This is a genomic window from Micromonospora sp. NBC_01638 (genome assembly GCF_045209745.1).
Taxonomy (GTDB): domain Bacteria; phylum Actinomycetota; class Actinomycetes; order Mycobacteriales; family Micromonosporaceae; genus Micromonospora.
Window position 1 is genome coordinate 438,286 of record NZ_CP109273.1, and the last position, 14,284, is coordinate 452,569.

The 14,284-nt window shown below is 73.1% G+C and carries 18 protein-coding genes; 3 read left to right on the plus strand and 15 right to left on the minus strand.

Annotation, left to right across the window (positions count from 1 at the left end; genetic code table 11):
- Positions 1 to 3 precede the first annotated feature (3 nt).
- Positions 4 to 1,461 (minus strand): PLP-dependent aminotransferase family protein, encoded by a 1,458-nt coding sequence (locus OG811_RS01895; protein ID WP_406071650.1) that lies wholly within the window; start codon positions 1,459 to 1,461, stop codon positions 4 to 6.
- Between the two features lie 59 nt (positions 1,462 to 1,520).
- Here OG811_RS01895 and OG811_RS01900 point away from each other — a divergent pair, with 59 nt between their 5' ends.
- The gene (locus OG811_RS01900; RefSeq protein ID WP_406071652.1) at positions 1,521 to 2,213 is read left to right on the plus strand and encodes a YitT family protein; all 693 of its coding nucleotides are present in this window, start codon (positions 1,521 to 1,523) and stop codon (positions 2,211 to 2,213) included.
- Positions 2,214 to 2,314: 101 nt separating this feature from the next.
- The gene (locus OG811_RS01905; RefSeq protein ID WP_406071654.1) at positions 2,315 to 2,776 is read left to right on the plus strand and encodes a hypothetical protein; all 462 of its coding nucleotides are present in this window, start codon (positions 2,315 to 2,317) and stop codon (positions 2,774 to 2,776) included.
- Positions 2,777 to 2,781: 5 nt separating this feature from the next.
- Here the strand turns inward: OG811_RS01905 and hisF are convergent, their stop codons facing one another.
- The 12 genes from hisF to hisD form a co-directional block, all read right to left on the minus strand.
- The gene (gene hisF, locus OG811_RS01910; RefSeq protein ID WP_406071656.1) at positions 2,782 to 3,549 is read right to left on the minus strand and encodes an imidazole glycerol phosphate synthase subunit HisF; all 768 of its coding nucleotides are present in this window, start codon (positions 3,547 to 3,549) and stop codon (positions 2,782 to 2,784) included.
- A 73-nt stretch (positions 3,550 to 3,622) separates the two neighbouring features.
- A complete protein-coding gene (locus OG811_RS01915; protein WP_406071657.1) occupies positions 3,623 to 4,621 on the minus strand; it encodes an NADP-dependent oxidoreductase in 999 nt (332 codons plus the stop codon).
- Positions 4,622 to 4,667: 46 nt separating this feature from the next.
- Complete coding sequence (locus OG811_RS01920) at positions 4,668 to 5,099, minus strand: organic hydroperoxide resistance protein (RefSeq protein WP_406071658.1); 432 nt, start codon at positions 5,097 to 5,099, stop codon at positions 4,668 to 4,670.
- A gap of 5 nt (positions 5,100 to 5,104) precedes the next feature.
- Positions 5,105 to 5,551, minus strand: coding sequence for a MarR family winged helix-turn-helix transcriptional regulator (locus tag OG811_RS01925; protein WP_406071659.1), 447 nt, complete (start codon positions 5,549 to 5,551; stop codon positions 5,105 to 5,107).
- Positions 5,552 to 5,634: 83 nt separating this feature from the next.
- Positions 5,635 to 6,024, minus strand: coding sequence for a Rid family hydrolase (locus OG811_RS01930; protein ID WP_406071661.1), 390 nt, complete (start codon positions 6,022 to 6,024; stop codon positions 5,635 to 5,637).
- Positions 6,021 to 6,746, minus strand: coding sequence for a bifunctional 1-(5-phosphoribosyl)-5-((5-phosphoribosylamino)methylideneamino)imidazole-4-carboxamide isomerase/phosphoribosylanthranilate isomerase PriA (gene priA / locus OG811_RS01935; RefSeq protein WP_406071662.1), 726 nt, complete (start codon positions 6,744 to 6,746; stop codon positions 6,021 to 6,023). Before priA ends, OG811_RS01930 begins: the two co-directional genes overlap by 4 nt.
- 14 nt (positions 6,747 to 6,760) lie before the next feature.
- Positions 6,761 to 7,084 carry a hypothetical protein gene (locus OG811_RS01940; protein ID WP_406071664.1) on the minus strand — a complete coding sequence of 108 codons (324 nt, stop codon included), beginning with the start codon at positions 7,082 to 7,084 and terminating at the stop codon, positions 6,761 to 6,763.
- A 36-nt stretch (positions 7,085 to 7,120) separates the two neighbouring features.
- Positions 7,121 to 7,753, minus strand: coding sequence for an imidazole glycerol phosphate synthase subunit HisH (gene hisH, locus OG811_RS01945; protein ID WP_406071666.1), 633 nt, complete (start codon positions 7,751 to 7,753; stop codon positions 7,121 to 7,123).
- Between the two features lie 19 nt (positions 7,754 to 7,772).
- Positions 7,773 to 7,946 carry a hypothetical protein gene (locus OG811_RS01950; RefSeq protein ID WP_406071667.1) on the minus strand — a complete coding sequence of 58 codons (174 nt, stop codon included), beginning with the start codon at positions 7,944 to 7,946 and terminating at the stop codon, positions 7,773 to 7,775.
- Positions 7,946 to 8,557, minus strand: coding sequence for an imidazoleglycerol-phosphate dehydratase HisB (gene hisB, locus OG811_RS01955; RefSeq protein WP_204941261.1), 612 nt, complete (start codon positions 8,555 to 8,557; stop codon positions 7,946 to 7,948). The genes OG811_RS01950 and hisB overlap by 1 nt, the downstream gene beginning before the upstream one ends.
- Positions 8,554 to 9,627 (minus strand): histidinol-phosphate transaminase, encoded by a 1,074-nt coding sequence (locus OG811_RS01960; protein WP_406071669.1) that lies wholly within the window; start codon positions 9,625 to 9,627, stop codon positions 8,554 to 8,556. Before OG811_RS01960 ends, hisB begins: the two co-directional genes overlap by 4 nt.
- Positions 9,624 to 10,946 (minus strand): histidinol dehydrogenase, encoded by a 1,323-nt coding sequence (hisD, locus tag OG811_RS01965; protein ID WP_406071670.1) that lies wholly within the window; start codon positions 10,944 to 10,946, stop codon positions 9,624 to 9,626. Before hisD ends, OG811_RS01960 begins: the two co-directional genes overlap by 4 nt.
- A 105-nt stretch (positions 10,947 to 11,051) precedes the next feature.
- Between hisD and OG811_RS01970 the strand changes: the two genes are divergently transcribed.
- Complete coding sequence (locus OG811_RS01970) at positions 11,052 to 11,756, plus strand: LON peptidase substrate-binding domain-containing protein (protein ID WP_406071671.1); 705 nt, start codon at positions 11,052 to 11,054, stop codon at positions 11,754 to 11,756.
- Here OG811_RS01970 and OG811_RS01975 read toward each other — a convergent pair.
- Positions 11,671 to 12,516 (minus strand): DUF2567 domain-containing protein, encoded by an 846-nt coding sequence (locus OG811_RS01975; RefSeq protein ID WP_406071673.1) that lies wholly within the window; start codon positions 12,514 to 12,516, stop codon positions 11,671 to 11,673. The genes OG811_RS01970 and OG811_RS01975 overlap by 86 nt on opposite strands.
- 56 nt (positions 12,517 to 12,572) lie before the next feature.
- Entirely contained in the window at positions 12,573 to 14,270 is a 1,698-nt protein-coding gene (locus tag OG811_RS01980) for an AAA family ATPase (RefSeq protein ID WP_406071674.1), read from the minus strand.
- Positions 14,271 to 14,284: the final 14 nt, after the last annotated feature.

The window sequence follows — 14,284 nt, forward strand, 5'->3', positions numbered from 1 at the left end:
GACTCAGGCGATGACGGTCGGCTCCCGCCATCGCTGCCGGCCGGTGCGGTCCAGGTCGTAGCGGACCGCGGCGATCCGCCCCACGGCCTCCACCAGGTCTGCGGCGGGCAGGGTGAACGGCAGCCGCAGGAAGCGCTCCAGGGTGCCGTCCAGGCCAAACCGGGGACCGGGCGCCAGCCGTACGCCGACCTCCTCAGCGGCCCGGGCCAGCGCGCTGGAGACCGGGCCGTCCAACTCGGCCCAGAGCGTCACACCGCCGCGCGGCACGGTGACCCGCCAGTCGGGCAGTCGGTCCGCCAGCGCGCCGAGCAGCGCGTCGCGCTGGGCGGTGAGCTGGACCCGGCGGGCCGCGACGATGGCCGCCGCGTCGGCGAGCAGGTGCACCGCGACCAGTTGGTCGAGCACCGGGCTGGACATGTCCACCCCGACCCGGACGGCGGCCAGCCGCTGCACCTGCGGAGCGGAGGCGCGAACCCAGCCGATCCGCAGGCCACCCCAGTACGGCTTGCTCATCCCGCCGATGGACACCACCCGGGAGTGCCGGTCGAAGGTGGCCACCGGGGGTGGCAGCTCGGTGCCGTCCATCGAAAGGTCCACGAAGGACTCGTCGATGATCAGATCGGTGCCGACCGTGTGGGCGGCGGCCACCACGCGCTCGCGTAGCGAGGCGGGCATCAGGTGCCCGGTCGGGTTCTGGAACTCCGGGATCAGGTAGGCCAGCTTGGGTCGGGTCTGCCGCAGGCTGCCCAACAGCAGGTCAGGCTCCCAACCGCCGGTGTCGGCGGACAGCCCGTGGGTGGTGATCCGGGCCCGCCGGCCGGCCAGGGCGGCGAGGGCGTTGGGGTAGGTCGGGGACTCGACCAGCACGCTCCCGCCGGGGGCAAGGGCGAGCCGCAGCACCAGGTCCAGGGCGTGCTGGGTGCCGCTGGTGACCATGATCTGGTCCGCCGAGGTGGGCAGGCCCCGGGCGGTGTACGCGTCGGCCACCGCCTCGCGCAGCTCAATGATGCCGGTCGGGTGGTAGCCGGCCCCGCCCAGATAGCGGGGCAGGTCCTCGGTGGCCGCCCGGGCGGCGGCGAGCAGCTGCGGCGGGGCGGCCAGCGCGGCGACACCGAGGTCGATCATCTCGCGGTCGTCCATCGGGGTCCACAGCCCGGTGCTGGCCACCCGGTGGTTGCCGGGCAGCATCGTCCAGCTGCCCGCGCCCCGGCGGCTGGCCAGATGCCCGGTCTCCCGCAAATGCCGGTATGCGGCGGTGACCGTGGTCCGGCTGATCCGCAACGCCTCGGCCAGCTCCCGTTCCGCCGGGAGGCGGACGCCCAGCGGGAGCCGGGCGTCGGCGAGCAGCCCACGCACCGCGCCGGCCAGGGCGACGTAGTCGGGGCTGCGGCGACGGCCCGGCAGGGCGTGCCACTGCCCGAGCAGGCGAGCCAATTGGACACCTCGCACCTGACCTGTCATGGCCACTCCCCCGATATTGGCTTCTTCCTCGACGAAGATTGGCACCTAGAGTGGCATGCATGGCACTGCTTGGCAATCTGCGGCACCGGCCGGTTCGACGGTTGGTCCAGCTCTACCTCGGGCTCGCTCTCTACGGCGTCAGCATGGCACTGATGGTCCGCTCCGACCTGGGCCTCGACCCGTGGGACGTGTTCCACCAGGGGCTTTCCGAGCTGACCGGGTTCTCCTTCGGCACCGTCACCATCGGCGTCGGCGCGCTGGTGCTGCTGCTCTGGATCCCGCTGCGGCAGCGGCCGGGCCTCGGCACGGTCAGCAACGTCGTGGTGATCGGTCTGGTCGTGGACGCCACACTGGCCCTGTTGCCCGCCGGTGGCCCGCTCGGCGTCCGGATCGCGCTGCTGATCACCGGGATCGTCGCCAACGGTGCCGCCACCGGCCTCTATCTCGGCGCCCGGTTGGGTCCCGGCCCCCGGGACGGGCTGATGACCGGCTTCGTGGCTCGTCGGCCGGGCCGGTCGGTCCGGCTGGTGCGCACCGTCATCGAGGTCACCGTGCTGGCGCTGGGCTGGCTGCTCGGCGGCACGGTCGGCCTGGGCACCGTTGCGTACGCGCTGGCCATCGGCCCACTGGCGCAACTCTTCATCCCACTGTTCTCCGTGCCCGACGAAGCCGCGCCCGAGACCGACACGCCCACATCGGGGGCCGACGCGCCCGCACCCGGCACCGGCGCGCCGGTCACTCCCGCCGGCTGAGCCCTCACCGACCGTCCGCGAACCGGCACGCCGTGATCGTGCAGCGTGCCGGATGGAGGGTAGGTGTTCCCTTCCGCGACGCGCGCCGTCATCATCTCTGCATGGGGGAGAATGGTTGGCGTTGGTCGGACGCCTGGATCTTCGTGTCGCTGGTCATCGCGAGCGGGGCCGGGCGGCACCGTCGGTCGGCGACAAGTCGACGGCCGGAAGGCGTACGCCTCACCGACGTGCTCTCCACCGCCGACCATCTCAACCACGCGATCCCGCAGCGGCACGAGGTGGAGGCCGCGGTCCAGCGGCTGGTCGGTGCCGGGCTGGTCAGCGTCGCCGACGGCTGGTTCCGGATCACCGCCGAGGGTGAGCAGCTCTGGCGTACCCGCCCGCGCGCGGGTGTGGCGACCATGGTGGACACCGTGCAGGGCGTGCTGACCCGCCGGCACGCACCCGGCAGTGCCGACTGGAGTCTGGACGAGGCCGACCACGCGGCGGCCGTTCAGGAATACGCGGTGCGCTCGATCCCTACGCCCCGCCGGTCACCGGAGGGACACTCGGGCGGGCACTGACCCGCTCAGCGCACCGGGTGCCCACTGTGGCGCAGCGCGTCCTTGACCTCGGCCACGGTCAGCTCGCCGAAGTGGAAGACGCTGGCGGCGAGCACCGCGTCCGCGCCAGCGCCGATCGCGGGCGGAAAATGGGCCACCTCGCCGGCGCCCCCGCTGGCCACCACCGGCACGTCCACGACCGCTCGCACCGCGGCGATCAGCTCCAGGTCGAAGCCTGCCTTGGTGCCGTCGGCGTCCATCGAGTTGAGCAGGATCTCCCCCGCGCCCAGCTCGGCGCCCCGATGCGCCCACTGCACCGCGTCGATCCCGGTGCCGCGCCGACCGCCATGCGTGGTGACCTCGAAGCCACTGGGAGTGCCGCCGCCCGGCGCCCGGCGCACGTCGAGGGAGAGCACGAGCACCTGCCGGCCGAACCGGTCGGCGATCTCGGCGATCAGCTCCGGCCGGGCGATGGCGGCGGTGTTCACGCCGACCTTGTCCGCCCCGGCGCGCAGCAGCGTGTCCACGTCGGCGACCTGCCGGACCCCGCCACCAACGGTCAGTGGGATGAACACCGACTCAGCGGTGCGGCGCACCACGTCGAGCATGGTGCCCCGGTCGCTCGAGGACGCGGTCACGTCGAGGAAGGTCAACTCATCCGCGCCAGCCCGGTCGTACGCGGCGGCCAACTCCACCGGGTCACCGGCGTCGCGCAGGTCGAGGAAGTTGACCCCCTTGACCACCCGCCCGGCGTCCACGTCAAGACAGGGGATCACCCGTACCGCCACCGACATGCCGCGAGCCTATCGTCCGCACCGGGCACGGCGGTCGACCCGATCGGGTCGACCGCCGCAAACGAGGTCCGGGTCACACCCGGACGAGCATCTTGCCGAGGTTGTCGCCGCGCAGCAGGCCGAGGAACGCGGCCGGGGCGTTCTCGATGCCGTCCACGATCGTCTCGTCGTAGGACAGCGTGCCCTCGCGGAGCCAGCCGGCGACGTCGCGGACGAACGCCGCACGGACGTGGTTCTGGTCGTTGACCAGGAAACCGCGCAGGGTGAGCCGCTTGCCGATGACAAGTGCCAGGTTGCGCGGCGCGGCCGGCGGCTCGGTGTCGTTGTACTGCGCGATCATGCCGCAGCTGGCAACCCGGCCGTGCAGGTTCATGGCCGAGATCGCCGCCTCCAGGTGATCGCCGCCGACGTTGTCGAAGTAGACGTCGACCCCGTCCGGAGCGGCTGCCCGCAGCGAGTCGCGGACCGGCCCGTCGTGGTAGTCGAAGGCGGCGTCGAAGCCCAGCGCCCGCAGCCGCTCGACCTTGGCCGGCGAGCCGGCGCTGCCGACCACCCGGCCGGCGCCCTTGAGCTTGGCGATCTGGCCGACCAGGCTGCCCACCGAGCCGGCCGCGGCGGAGACGAAGACCGTCTCACCGGGCTTCATCGCGGCGACCTCCAGCAGCCCGGCGTACGCGGTCAGCCCGGGCATGCCCAGCACGCTCAGGTACGCGCTGACCGGGGCGAGGCTCGGGTCGACCTTACGGGCGGCGGTGGCGTCGAGCAGCGCGTACTCCCGCCAGCCCAGCCCGTGCAGGACGGTGTCCCCGACGGCGACGTCCACCGCCTCGCTGGCCACCACCTCGCCGATCGCGCCACCGTCAAGCGGCGCGTCGAGCGCGAACGGTGGCACGTACGACTTGACGTCGTTCATCCGTCCGCGCATGTACGGGTCGACGGACAGGTACTGGTTGCGGACCACGATCTGGCCCGGTCCGGGCGTCGGGACGTCGGTCTCGACGAGTCGGAACGTGTCCTCGGTGGGCCAGCCCACAGGGCGGCTGGCCAGGTGGATCTCGCGGTTGCTGGTCACGGGGTGATGGTCCTTTCGTCCGCGGTGGGGGCCTGGGTCCGCGACGTCACGCGGTCAGGGTCTCGCGGACGGTCAGGGCGACGTCGATGTTGCCGCGGGTGGCGTTGGAGTATGGGCAGACCTGGTGAGCCTGCTCGACCATCTGCTCGGCGGTCTCGCGGGAGACGGCGGGCAGGTCGACGACGAGCTGCACGGTGAGCCCGAAGCCACCGTTGCCGTTCGGGCCGATGCCGACCTCGGCGACGACGACGGAGCCGGTCACGTCGGCCTTGGCCCGGCGGGCCACCAGCCGCAGGGCGCTGTGGAAGCAGGCCGCGTAGCCGGCGGCGAAGAGCTGCTCGGGGTTGGCCGCGCCACCGGCGCCACCCATCTCCTTCGGCACAGCCAGGTCGAGCGCGAGGGTGCTGTCGGAGGTCTCGACGTGGCCGTCGCGGCCGTCGCCGCTGGCCGTCGCGGACGCGGTGTAGATGAACTGCATGATGGTCACTGCTCCTTCTGTCGGTGGATGGTGTCGGTGACCCGGGTGAGGGTGTCGCGCAGCGCGACAAGCTCACTGATGCCCAGCCCGGTGGCCTGCGCGATCCGCAGCGGGACGTCGCAGAGCTGCTCGCGCAGCGCCCGGCCCTGCTCGGTGAGGCCCACCTCGACCCGCCGCTCGTCGCGCGCCGACCGCCGCCGCACCACCAGACCCGCCGTCTCCAGCCGCTTGAGCAGCGGGGAGAGCGTGCCGGAGTCGAGCCGCAGCTCGGTGCCCAGCTCGGAGACCGTGGGGGCGTCGTCGGGGCGCTCCCAGAGCACCAGCAGCACCAGGTACTGCGGGTAGGTCAGCCCGACCTCGTCGAGGATCGGCCGGTAGACGTCGGTCAGGGCGCGCGACGCGGCGTAGAGCGCGAAGCACACCTGCCGGCGCAGCACCAGGTCATCGGTCACCACAGAACCGTAGCCCACAATTAAATTGTGCACAATCTGTCTGACCGTGGTGCGGCCATGAAGACGGTCACCGCCGGCCGACCTCAGCGATCGCCGAGGTACGCCTCCACCTCCACCTCGACCAGGTGCTCCGGGTCCAACAAACCGGCCACCACCACCAGCGTCGCCGCCGGCCGGACCGCGCCGAAGACCGCGCTGTGCGCCCGGCCCACCTCGTCGGCGTGCAGCCGGTCGGTCACGTACATCCTGGTCCGGACCACGTCGCCCGGCTCCACACCCACCTCGGCGAGCGCGGCCAGCGCGATCCGCAGCGCCTGCGCGGTCTGCGCGGCGGCATCACCGACGTGCACCACCCGGCCGTCCACGGTGGCCGTGCAGCCGGCCGTCCAGGCCCGGTCACCGGCCCGAACCACCCGGGAGTACCCGTACCGCTGCTCCCATGGACCGCCCGAGCCGAGCCGGGTGGTCGTCACGCCTCGGCCAGGGTCCGCAGCGCCTCGGCCACCGTGAAGGCACCCGCGTAGAGCGCCTTACCGGCGATGACGCCCTCCACCCCGATCGGCTCCAGGGTGGCCAACGTCCGCAGGTCATCCAACGTGGACACGCCACCGGAGGCGATCACCGGCCGGTCGGTACGGGCGCACACCTCGCGCAGCAGGTCCATGTTCGGCCCGCGCATCGTGCCGTCCTTGGTGATGTCGGTGACCACGTACCGGCTCGCGCCCGCCTTGTCCAACCGCTCCAGCACCTCATACAGGTCACCGCCGTCGCGGGTCCAGCCACGCGCCGAGAGGGTTTGACCACGCACGTCCAGCCCGATGGCGACCCGGTCGCCGTACTCCCCGACCACCCGGTCACACCAGACCGGGTCCTCCAGGGCTGCGGTACCGATGTTCACCCGGGCCGCCCCGGTGCCCAACGCCGCACGCAGCGACTCGTCGTCGCGGATGCCGCCGGAGAGCTCCACCTTCACGTCCAGCTGGCGCACCACCTCGGCGAGCAGGTGCGCGTTGGTGCCCCGACCGAACGCCGCGTCCAGGTCGACCAGGTGGATCCACTCGGCGCCGTCCTGCTGCCAGGCCAGCGCGGCGTCCAACGGGTCGCCATAGATGCTCTCGCTTCCGACGGCGCCCTGCACGAGCCGGACGGCCCGGCCGTCAGCGACATCCACGGCGGGTAACAGGGTGAGGCTCAACGTCTTCTCCTCGATCAGGTACGACGGTCCAGGGCGATCACAACGATCGCCGGCAGTACAAGCAGCAACAGCACGATCAGCGCGATACGCAACGCCAGGTTGTCGACGAACGTCCAGATCAGAAGCAGCGCCGCACCGGTGAACAGCACGATCGTGGCCCGCTCACCCCGAGTGTGCCGGGCCAGCCGTCCGGAGCGGCCCCGCCGCACCCGCGGCATCAACCGGCGGACCACCGCGCGACGGCGCTGACGGCGGGCCACCTGGCGCTGCCGGACCGCCCGCTCCCGGGCCTGTTCCGCCTCACGCTCCGCCCGCCGGCGGGCCCGTTCCCGGCTCACCGCGACACCCCTCGACCGGGCACCGGGCGACGACGCTCAGCCACCGCTGGGCAGCGTGGCGAGCCAGTTGCGCAGCAACGCGGCACCGGTGTCGGCGGACTTCTCCGGGTGGAACTGGGCCGCCGAGAGCGGACCGCGCTCCACCGCGGCGACGAAATCCGTGTCGTGGTGGGCGGTGGTCACCGTGGCACCGGCAGCGGCCAGCGCCGTCGGGTCGCCCATGGCGTACGAGTGGACGAAGTAGAACCGGCTCTGCTCCGGCAGCCCCGCGAAGAGCACCGACTCCCGAGGTGCGCGGACCGTGTTCCAGCCCATGTGCGGCAGCCGGGTGGCGGCCAGCCGGGTCACCCCACCGGGCAGCAGCCCGAGCCCCTTGGTCACCACACCGTGCTCGTCGCCGTGCTCGAAGAGCACCTGCATGCCCACGCAGATGCCGAGCACCGGCCGACCGGCGGCCACCCGCTCGGCGATCACCGGGCCGGCGCCGAGCGCCTCGATCCCCGCCATGCACGCGGCGTACGCACCCACCCCCGGCACCACCAGACCGTCGGCGGCGGCCGCGACGGCCAGATCATCGGTGACCCGCACGTCCGCGCCGGCGGCGGCCAGCGCCCGCTCCGCCGAGCGCAGGTTTCCCGAGCCGTAGTCGAGCACCACCACGTCGCTCATGTCGTCGCCTGCCCCACGCTCACGCGTTCTCCCCCGGCAGCAGCCAGAGCACTCCGCCGATCGTGGCCAGCACCGCGAGCAGCGCGGTGATGACCACCGCGCTCTTCGACGCGCCCTGGCGGTACATCGACCAGGCGCCGCCCACCAACAGCCCGGCCAGGATCAGCAACAACGTCGGCAGAGCAGCAGCCATCAGAGCGCACCCTTCGTGCTCGGGATCGCGCCCGCCGCGCGCGGATCGATCGCGGTGGCCTCGCGCAACGCCCGGGAGACCGCCTTGAACTGCGCCTCCACCACGTGGTGCGCGTCCGGGTGACCGCCCGGCCGGGCCGCCCGCAGCACGTCGACGTGCAGCGTGACCCGGGCCGCCTGACCGAAGGACTCCCAGATGTGCCGGGTCATGCTGGTCGCGTACACCGGCCCGATGTACGGGGCCAGCACCGGCTCGTCGTGCACCACGTACGGCCGACCGGAGAGGTCCACCGCGGCCCGGACCAGCACCTCGTCCATCGGCACGGTCGCCGAGCCGTACCGCCGGATGCCGGCCTTGTCGCCCAGCGCCTGGTCGAACGCGGCGCCCAGGGCGAGCGCGGTGTCCTCGATGGTGTGGTGCGCGTCGATCTCCAGGTCACCCACGGTGCGCACGGTCAGGTCGTAGCCGCCGTGCCGGGCGATCTGGTGCAGCATGTGGTCGTAGAAGCCGACGCCGGTGCTGATCTCGGCGGTGCCGGTGCCGTCGAGGTCGATCTCGACGAGAACCTTGGTCTCCTTGGTGATCCGCTCCACGCGGGCGGTCCGGCTCATCGCACAGTCTCCATCGCAGAAAGGAAGGCGTCGGTCTCGGCGGAGGTGCCGGCGGTCACGCGCAGCCAGCCGGGCAGGCCGACGTCGCGAACCAGCACCCCCTGTGCCAGCAGAGCGTTCCAGACGGTGGTCTGGTCGCCGCCCACCTCGAAGAGCACGAAGTTGGCGTCGCTGTCGGCGACCCGCAACCCGCGCTCGCGAAGCGTCGCCACGATCCGGTCCCGCTGCGCCATGATCGCGCTCACCGTACCGAGAAGGGCATCGCGGTGGGTCACCGCCGCGCGAGCGGCGGCCTGGGTCAGCGCGGAGAGATGATACGGCAGTCGGACGAGCTGCACCGCCTGCACCACCGCCGGGTCGGCGGCCAGGTAACCCAGCCGCCCGCCGGCGAAACCGAACGCCTTGCTCATCGTCCGGGTGACCACCAGCCGCGGGTGGCCGGGCAACACCGCGAGGGCGCTGACCGTCCCGGGTCGGGCAAACTCGGCGTACGCCTCGTCGACGACCACCATGCCGGGCGCGGCGTCGAGCACCGCGGCGATCACCGCCGGGTCCAGTGCCGTGCCGGTGGGGTTGTTCGGGGAGCAGAGGAAGACCACGTCGGGCCGGTGCTCGCGGACCTGGGCGACCGCCTCCTCGACGGTCAACCCGAAGTCGACGCCGCGATGGGCGGGCACCCACCGGGTGCCGGTGCCGAGGGCCAGCAGCGGGTGCATCGAGTACGCCGGCACGAAGCCGAGCGCGCTGCGCCCCGGCCCGCCGAACGCCTGCAGCAGCTGCTGTTGGATCTCGTTGGAGCCGTTGGCCGCCCACACCTGCTCGACCGTCAGCCCGTGCCCGAGATATTCGGCCAGGTCGGCGCGGAGCGCCACCGCGTCCCGGTCCGGGTAGCGGTTCAGATCGCGCAGCTCGGCCGCGAGCGCCTTACCGATCGCCTCGACCACCGGCTCCGGCACCGGGTGGGAATTCTCGTTGGTGTTGAGCCGCACCGGCACGTCCAACTGCGGCGCCCCGTACGGCGACAGCCCCCGCAGGTCGGCACGGATCGGCAGATCATCCAGGTTGCTCACGCGGGCCCTCCCGGGAAGCGGGCCTGGACGGCCTGGCCGTGCGCGGGCAGGTCCTCCACGTTGGCCAGGGTGACCACGTGCGGGGCCACGTCGCGCAGCGCGGCCTCGGTGTACTCGATCAGGTGCACACCGCGCAGGAAGGACTGCACGGACAGGCCGGAGGAGTGCCGGGCGCAGCCGCCGGTGGGCAGCACGTGGTTGGACCCGGCGCAGTAGTCACCGAGCGACACCGGCGACCAGGCGCCCACGAAGATCGCCCCGGCGTTGCGTACCCGTAGCGCCCACTCCCGGGCGTCGACCGTCTGGATCTCCAGGTGCTCGGCCGCGTACGCGTCGACCACCCGCAACCCTGCCTCAAGATCGTCGACCAGGACCACACCGCTCTGCTCGCCGGTCAGCGCCGTGGTCACCCGCTCGGTGTGCTTGGTCGCCGGCACCTGCCGGGCCAACTCCCGCTCGACCGACTCGACCAGCGCCAGCGACGGGGTGACCAGCACGCTCGCGGCGAGCGGGTCGTGCTCGGCCTGACTGATCAGGTCGGCGGCGACGTGCGCCGGATCGGCCGTGTCGTCGGCGAGGATGGCGATCTCGGTCGGCCCAGCCTCGGCGTCGATGCCGACCACGCCGCGCAGCAGCCGCTTGGCGGCGGTCACCCAGATGTTGCCGGGGCCGGTGATCAGGTCGACGGGGTCGCACCGCAGCTCACCCGCCGGGTCGACCGCCGCGCCGTAGGCCAGCATCGCCACCGCCTGGGCCCCGCCCACGGCGTACACCTCGTCGACGCCGAGCAGCGCGCACGCGGCGAGCACCCGCGGGTCGGGCAGGCCACCGTTGTCCTTCTGCGGCGGGCTGACCACCACCAGCGAACGCACCCCGGCCGCCTGGGCGGGCACCACGTTCATCACCACGGTCGACGGGTACATCGCCAGGCCGCCGGGCACGTAGAGACCGACCCGGTCGACCGGCAACCACCGCTCGGTGACCGTGCCCCCGGGCACCACCTGTGTGGTGTGGTCGGTGCGACGCTGGTCGTCGTGCACCCGACGGGCCCGGGTGATCGACTCCAGCAGTGCGGCGCGCACATTCGGGTCGAGCACCCCCTCGGCCTCGGTAATCGCCTCGACCGGCACCCGGAGCACCTCCGGGGAGATGCCGTCGAACCGCTCGCTGGCCTCCCGGATCGCCGGGTACCCATGCTCGCGGACCGCCTCCACCAGAGGCCGGATCCGCTCGACGGCCACCGAGACGTCGAGCTGGGCACGGGGCAGCAGGCGGCGCGGGTCACCCAGACCGTTGCGCAGGTCGATCCGATTCAGCACCCTTACGAGTCTAGGCGGCCGGCCCGAGTCCACCCGAGCCGCCCGTCCGCCGCCACGGTGAGCCGGGCCACGCCCACCGGGGCGAGATTGGTTAGGCTCGACCATGTGACCGCACGGCTGCCGGTGTTCCCGCTCGCAACGGTGCTCTTCCCGGGGTTGGTGCTGCCGCTGCACATCTTCGAGGAGCGCTACCGGGCGCTGGTCCGGCACCTGGTCGGCCTGCCCGAGGGCGCTTCGCGTGAGTTCGGGGTGGTGGCCATCCAGTCCGGCTGGGAGGTCGCGCCCGCCGGTCCCGGCGCCCGCGCGACGTCGAGCGTCGGCGAGGTCACCCTGCACGAGGTGGGCTGCACCGCCGAGCTGCGCCAGGTGACCGAGCTGGCCGATGGTGGCTTCGACATCGTCACGGTCGGCCGGCGCCGTTTCCGGATCGCCGAGGTCGACGACAGCGCCATGCCCTACCTGACCGCCGAGGTCGAGTGGCTGCCCGAGCCGGCCGGGCCGGACGAGGTGGCCGAGCTGCTGGCCGCCCGGGTGATCGCGGTGTTCCGGCAATACCTCGGCCTGATCCGGTCCGACCCGGAGGAGATCTCCGAGCAACTGCCGGAGGACCCGACCGTGCTCTCCCACCTGGTGGCGGCGACCGCGGCGCTCACCGTCGACGACCGACAGCGACTGCTGGCGATCGACGACACCGCCTCCCGGCTCCGCGCCGAGCTGCGGCTGCTCAACCGCGAGGCGGCTCTGCTGCGTCAGGTGCGGGCGGTTCCGGTGCCGCTGGCGGAGCTGGCGTCTCCGCCGACACCCAACTGAAGCCCGGCGGGTCGGGCTCCGGGCGCAGCCCTGGCCACCGCGACCAACCGGCCAGCAGGGTGTACATGATCGCGGCGCCGAACGCCGGCAGCAGCAGATTGCCGTGCGGCACCGGCAGCACGCCGAGCAGCCAGTCGACCCCACCGGCCCGCAGGTCGGCGGGTTTGGTGAAGGACTGCCCGGCCGGGGCGGTGGCCAGCAGCCGGTCGAAGGTGGCCAGACCGACCCGCCGTCCCACCTGCCAGGCCACCGGCGCGGCGGCCAACGCGCCGAGCACCGCGGCGAGCAGCCCGACCGGGCCGCGCCGCCGACGCAGCACGAACCACAGGGCGAGCGCCGCGATCAGCCCGAAGGCGAGCCCGAGCAGGCTGAACCACCCGTCCGCGGCGATCGGCTGCTCCGGCTGCGGGTCGGCGTAGATCGCCCCCTCGGCGGTCTTGAGCACCGGCGTGTCCGGCGCGAGCACGGCCCAGAGCAGCCCGAACGGCACACCCAGCACGGCCAGCGCAAGCACCGCTCCCAGCACCGTCACCGCGGCGCGCAGCGGGCGGCGCGGCTCGTCGAAGGTCATCTCCAGCGAGCTCTGGTACGCCGTCGAGGGTGCGGCACCCGGCGAGTCAAGGTAGGCCGGCGGGCCAACGTGGGCCGGCGGCTGGGCAGAGGGCTGCGTCTCCGGCGATGTCGCCCCCGACGGGCCGGGCAAAGCGGCCCGGTCGGGATCGTCGACGGGCCGCTCAGGGTCGGGGTTGTCCGGGCTCACCCGATGATCCTCTCAGGCCCGGTGCGGGGGCGGGGCTCCGGTGGCGGCAGACCAGCTCACCGGGCGAACGGCTCCACCATCATGGCCGCCGCACGCAGCCACGCCTGCCGGGTCTCCGGCTGGAGTTGGTGGTATTCGATCGACGACCCGGTCTCCAGCGCCGGGTCGTAGGGCACCACGGCCACTCCACGGGTACGGGTGGCGAAGTGCCGCTCCAGGTCGTCCTGCAGGGCCGAACGACCCGGGGTCGGGCAGGAGATGAGGGTGATCGCGTTGTCCGCCAACTCGCCCATGCCCTCCTCGTGCAGCAGGTCGAGCATCCAGTCCGCGCTGAACGCCGCGTCCTCACGGGGCACGGTGGTCACCACCAACTGGTCGGCGGCCTGCATCACCGTGCGCCAGTTGGGGCTCTCCACGTTGTTGCCGGTGTCCACGCAGACCACGTCGTGGGTGCGCCGCAGCAGCTCCAGCACACGCCGGACGGTGAACTGGTCCAGTCGCTGGGCGAAGCGCGGGCTCTCCTCGCCGGCCAGCACGTCGTACGAGCCGTCGGAGGCGTGCCGCAGGTAGTCGTCCAGCCGATCCAGCAGGGTCGCGCCCTCAAGGATCTCGATCTGGGCCAGGTCGGTGATCAGGTGTCGGATCGTCCGGGCGTGCCGGGCGCTGCCCGCGCGCAGCCCGAGGGTGCCGCGCAGCTCGTTGTCGTCCCAGGCCAGCACGCCCTGCCCGCGCACGCTGCCGACCGTGGCCGCGGCGAGCACGGTGGCGGTGGTCTTGTGCACCCCGCCCTTGGGGTTGGCGAAGGCGAACACCCGGGGTGTGCCCAGGTCACGCCGGAGCACCCCGTCGGCCCGCTCCTGCTCCTGGTCGACGCCCTGCGGGCGCCACTCGACACGGGCCGGATAGGCGCGCTCGGCGATCGCCGAGCCGACCGTCGGTGCGACCGGCGGGGCCGGTGGCGGTGCGACCGGCGGTGCGACGGGTGCGGGCGGCGGCGCGGACACCGGGTAGCCGGTCTCCGGCTGGTAGCCGGTCTGCAGCAGGGCGTACCGCGACTCCACCGGCGGGTCGCCCGGCCGGTAGCCGTTGTCCAGCAAGGCGTAGCGCGACTGGACCGGGTCGGGCCCGCGCGGCGGCGGCTCGGGTTCGGCCCGGTAGTTCGGTTCGGCCCGGTAGCCCGGCTCGGCCCGGTAGCCCGGCTCAGCCCGATAGCCTGGCTCCGCGCGGTAGTCGGGCTCAGGCCGGTAGTCCGGCTCCACCCGATAGCCCGGCTCGGCCCGGTAGTCGGGCTCAGCGCGATAACCCGGCTCGGCCCGGTAGTCCGGCTCCGCCCGATAGCCCGGCTCGGTCCGGTACGCCGGCTCCGACCGGTAGTCCGGCTCGGTCCGGTACGCCGGCTCCGACCGGTAGTCCGGCTCGGGCCGATAGCCCGGCTCCGCCCGGTACGCCGGGTCGGCCCGGTAGGCGGGGTCGACGCGATAGGTCGCCTCGGCACGGTAAGCGGGCTCAGCGCCGTACGACAGCTCGGCTGGATGCCCGACGGCGGGTGCCCGCCCGGCGTACCCGTTGGGGGCCGCGCGCCGCGGCAGAGGGTCCGGCGGCGCTTCGTCGGCGCGCCGGTCCGCCTCGGTCTGCTCCGCGCCGCGACCGCCCAGCCGGGCGCGGTCCAGCAACGCGCGCCACCGCGGCGCTGGTTCGGCCGGCCGGCCCCAGCCGGTGTCACTGCCCTCCACGGCCCGCCCTCCCAGCGCCATCGATCTCCGTCTGA

Coding starts and splice junctions, on each gene's coding strand:
- OG811_RS01980 (WP_406071674.1), bottom strand. CDS start 14,270: ATGGCGCTGGGAGGGCGGGCCGTGGAGGGCAGTGACACCGGCTGGGGC.
- OG811_RS01900 (WP_406071652.1), top strand. CDS start 1,521: ATGGCACTGCTTGGCAATCTGCGGCACCGGCCGGTTCGACGGTTGGTC.
- hisB (WP_204941261.1), bottom strand. CDS start 8,557: ATGAGCCGGACCGCCCGCGTGGAGCGGATCACCAAGGAGACCAAGGTT.
- OG811_RS01895 (WP_406071650.1), bottom strand. CDS start 1,461: ATGACAGGTCAGGTGCGAGGTGTCCAATTGGCTCGCCTGCTCGGGCAG.
- OG811_RS01920 (WP_406071658.1), bottom strand. CDS start 5,099: ATGCAGTTCATCTACACCGCGTCCGCGACGGCCAGCGGCGACGGCCGC.
- hisH (WP_406071666.1), bottom strand. CDS start 7,753: ATGAGCGACGTGGTGGTGCTCGACTACGGCTCGGGAAACCTGCGCTCG.
- hisF (WP_406071656.1), bottom strand. CDS start 3,549: ATGTCGGTGGCGGTACGGGTGATCCCCTGTCTTGACGTGGACGCCGGG.
- OG811_RS01950 (WP_406071667.1), bottom strand. CDS start 7,946: ATGGCTGCTGCTCTGCCGACGTTGTTGCTGATCCTGGCCGGGCTGTTG.
- OG811_RS01905 (WP_406071654.1), top strand. CDS start 2,315: ATGGGGGAGAATGGTTGGCGTTGGTCGGACGCCTGGATCTTCGTGTCG.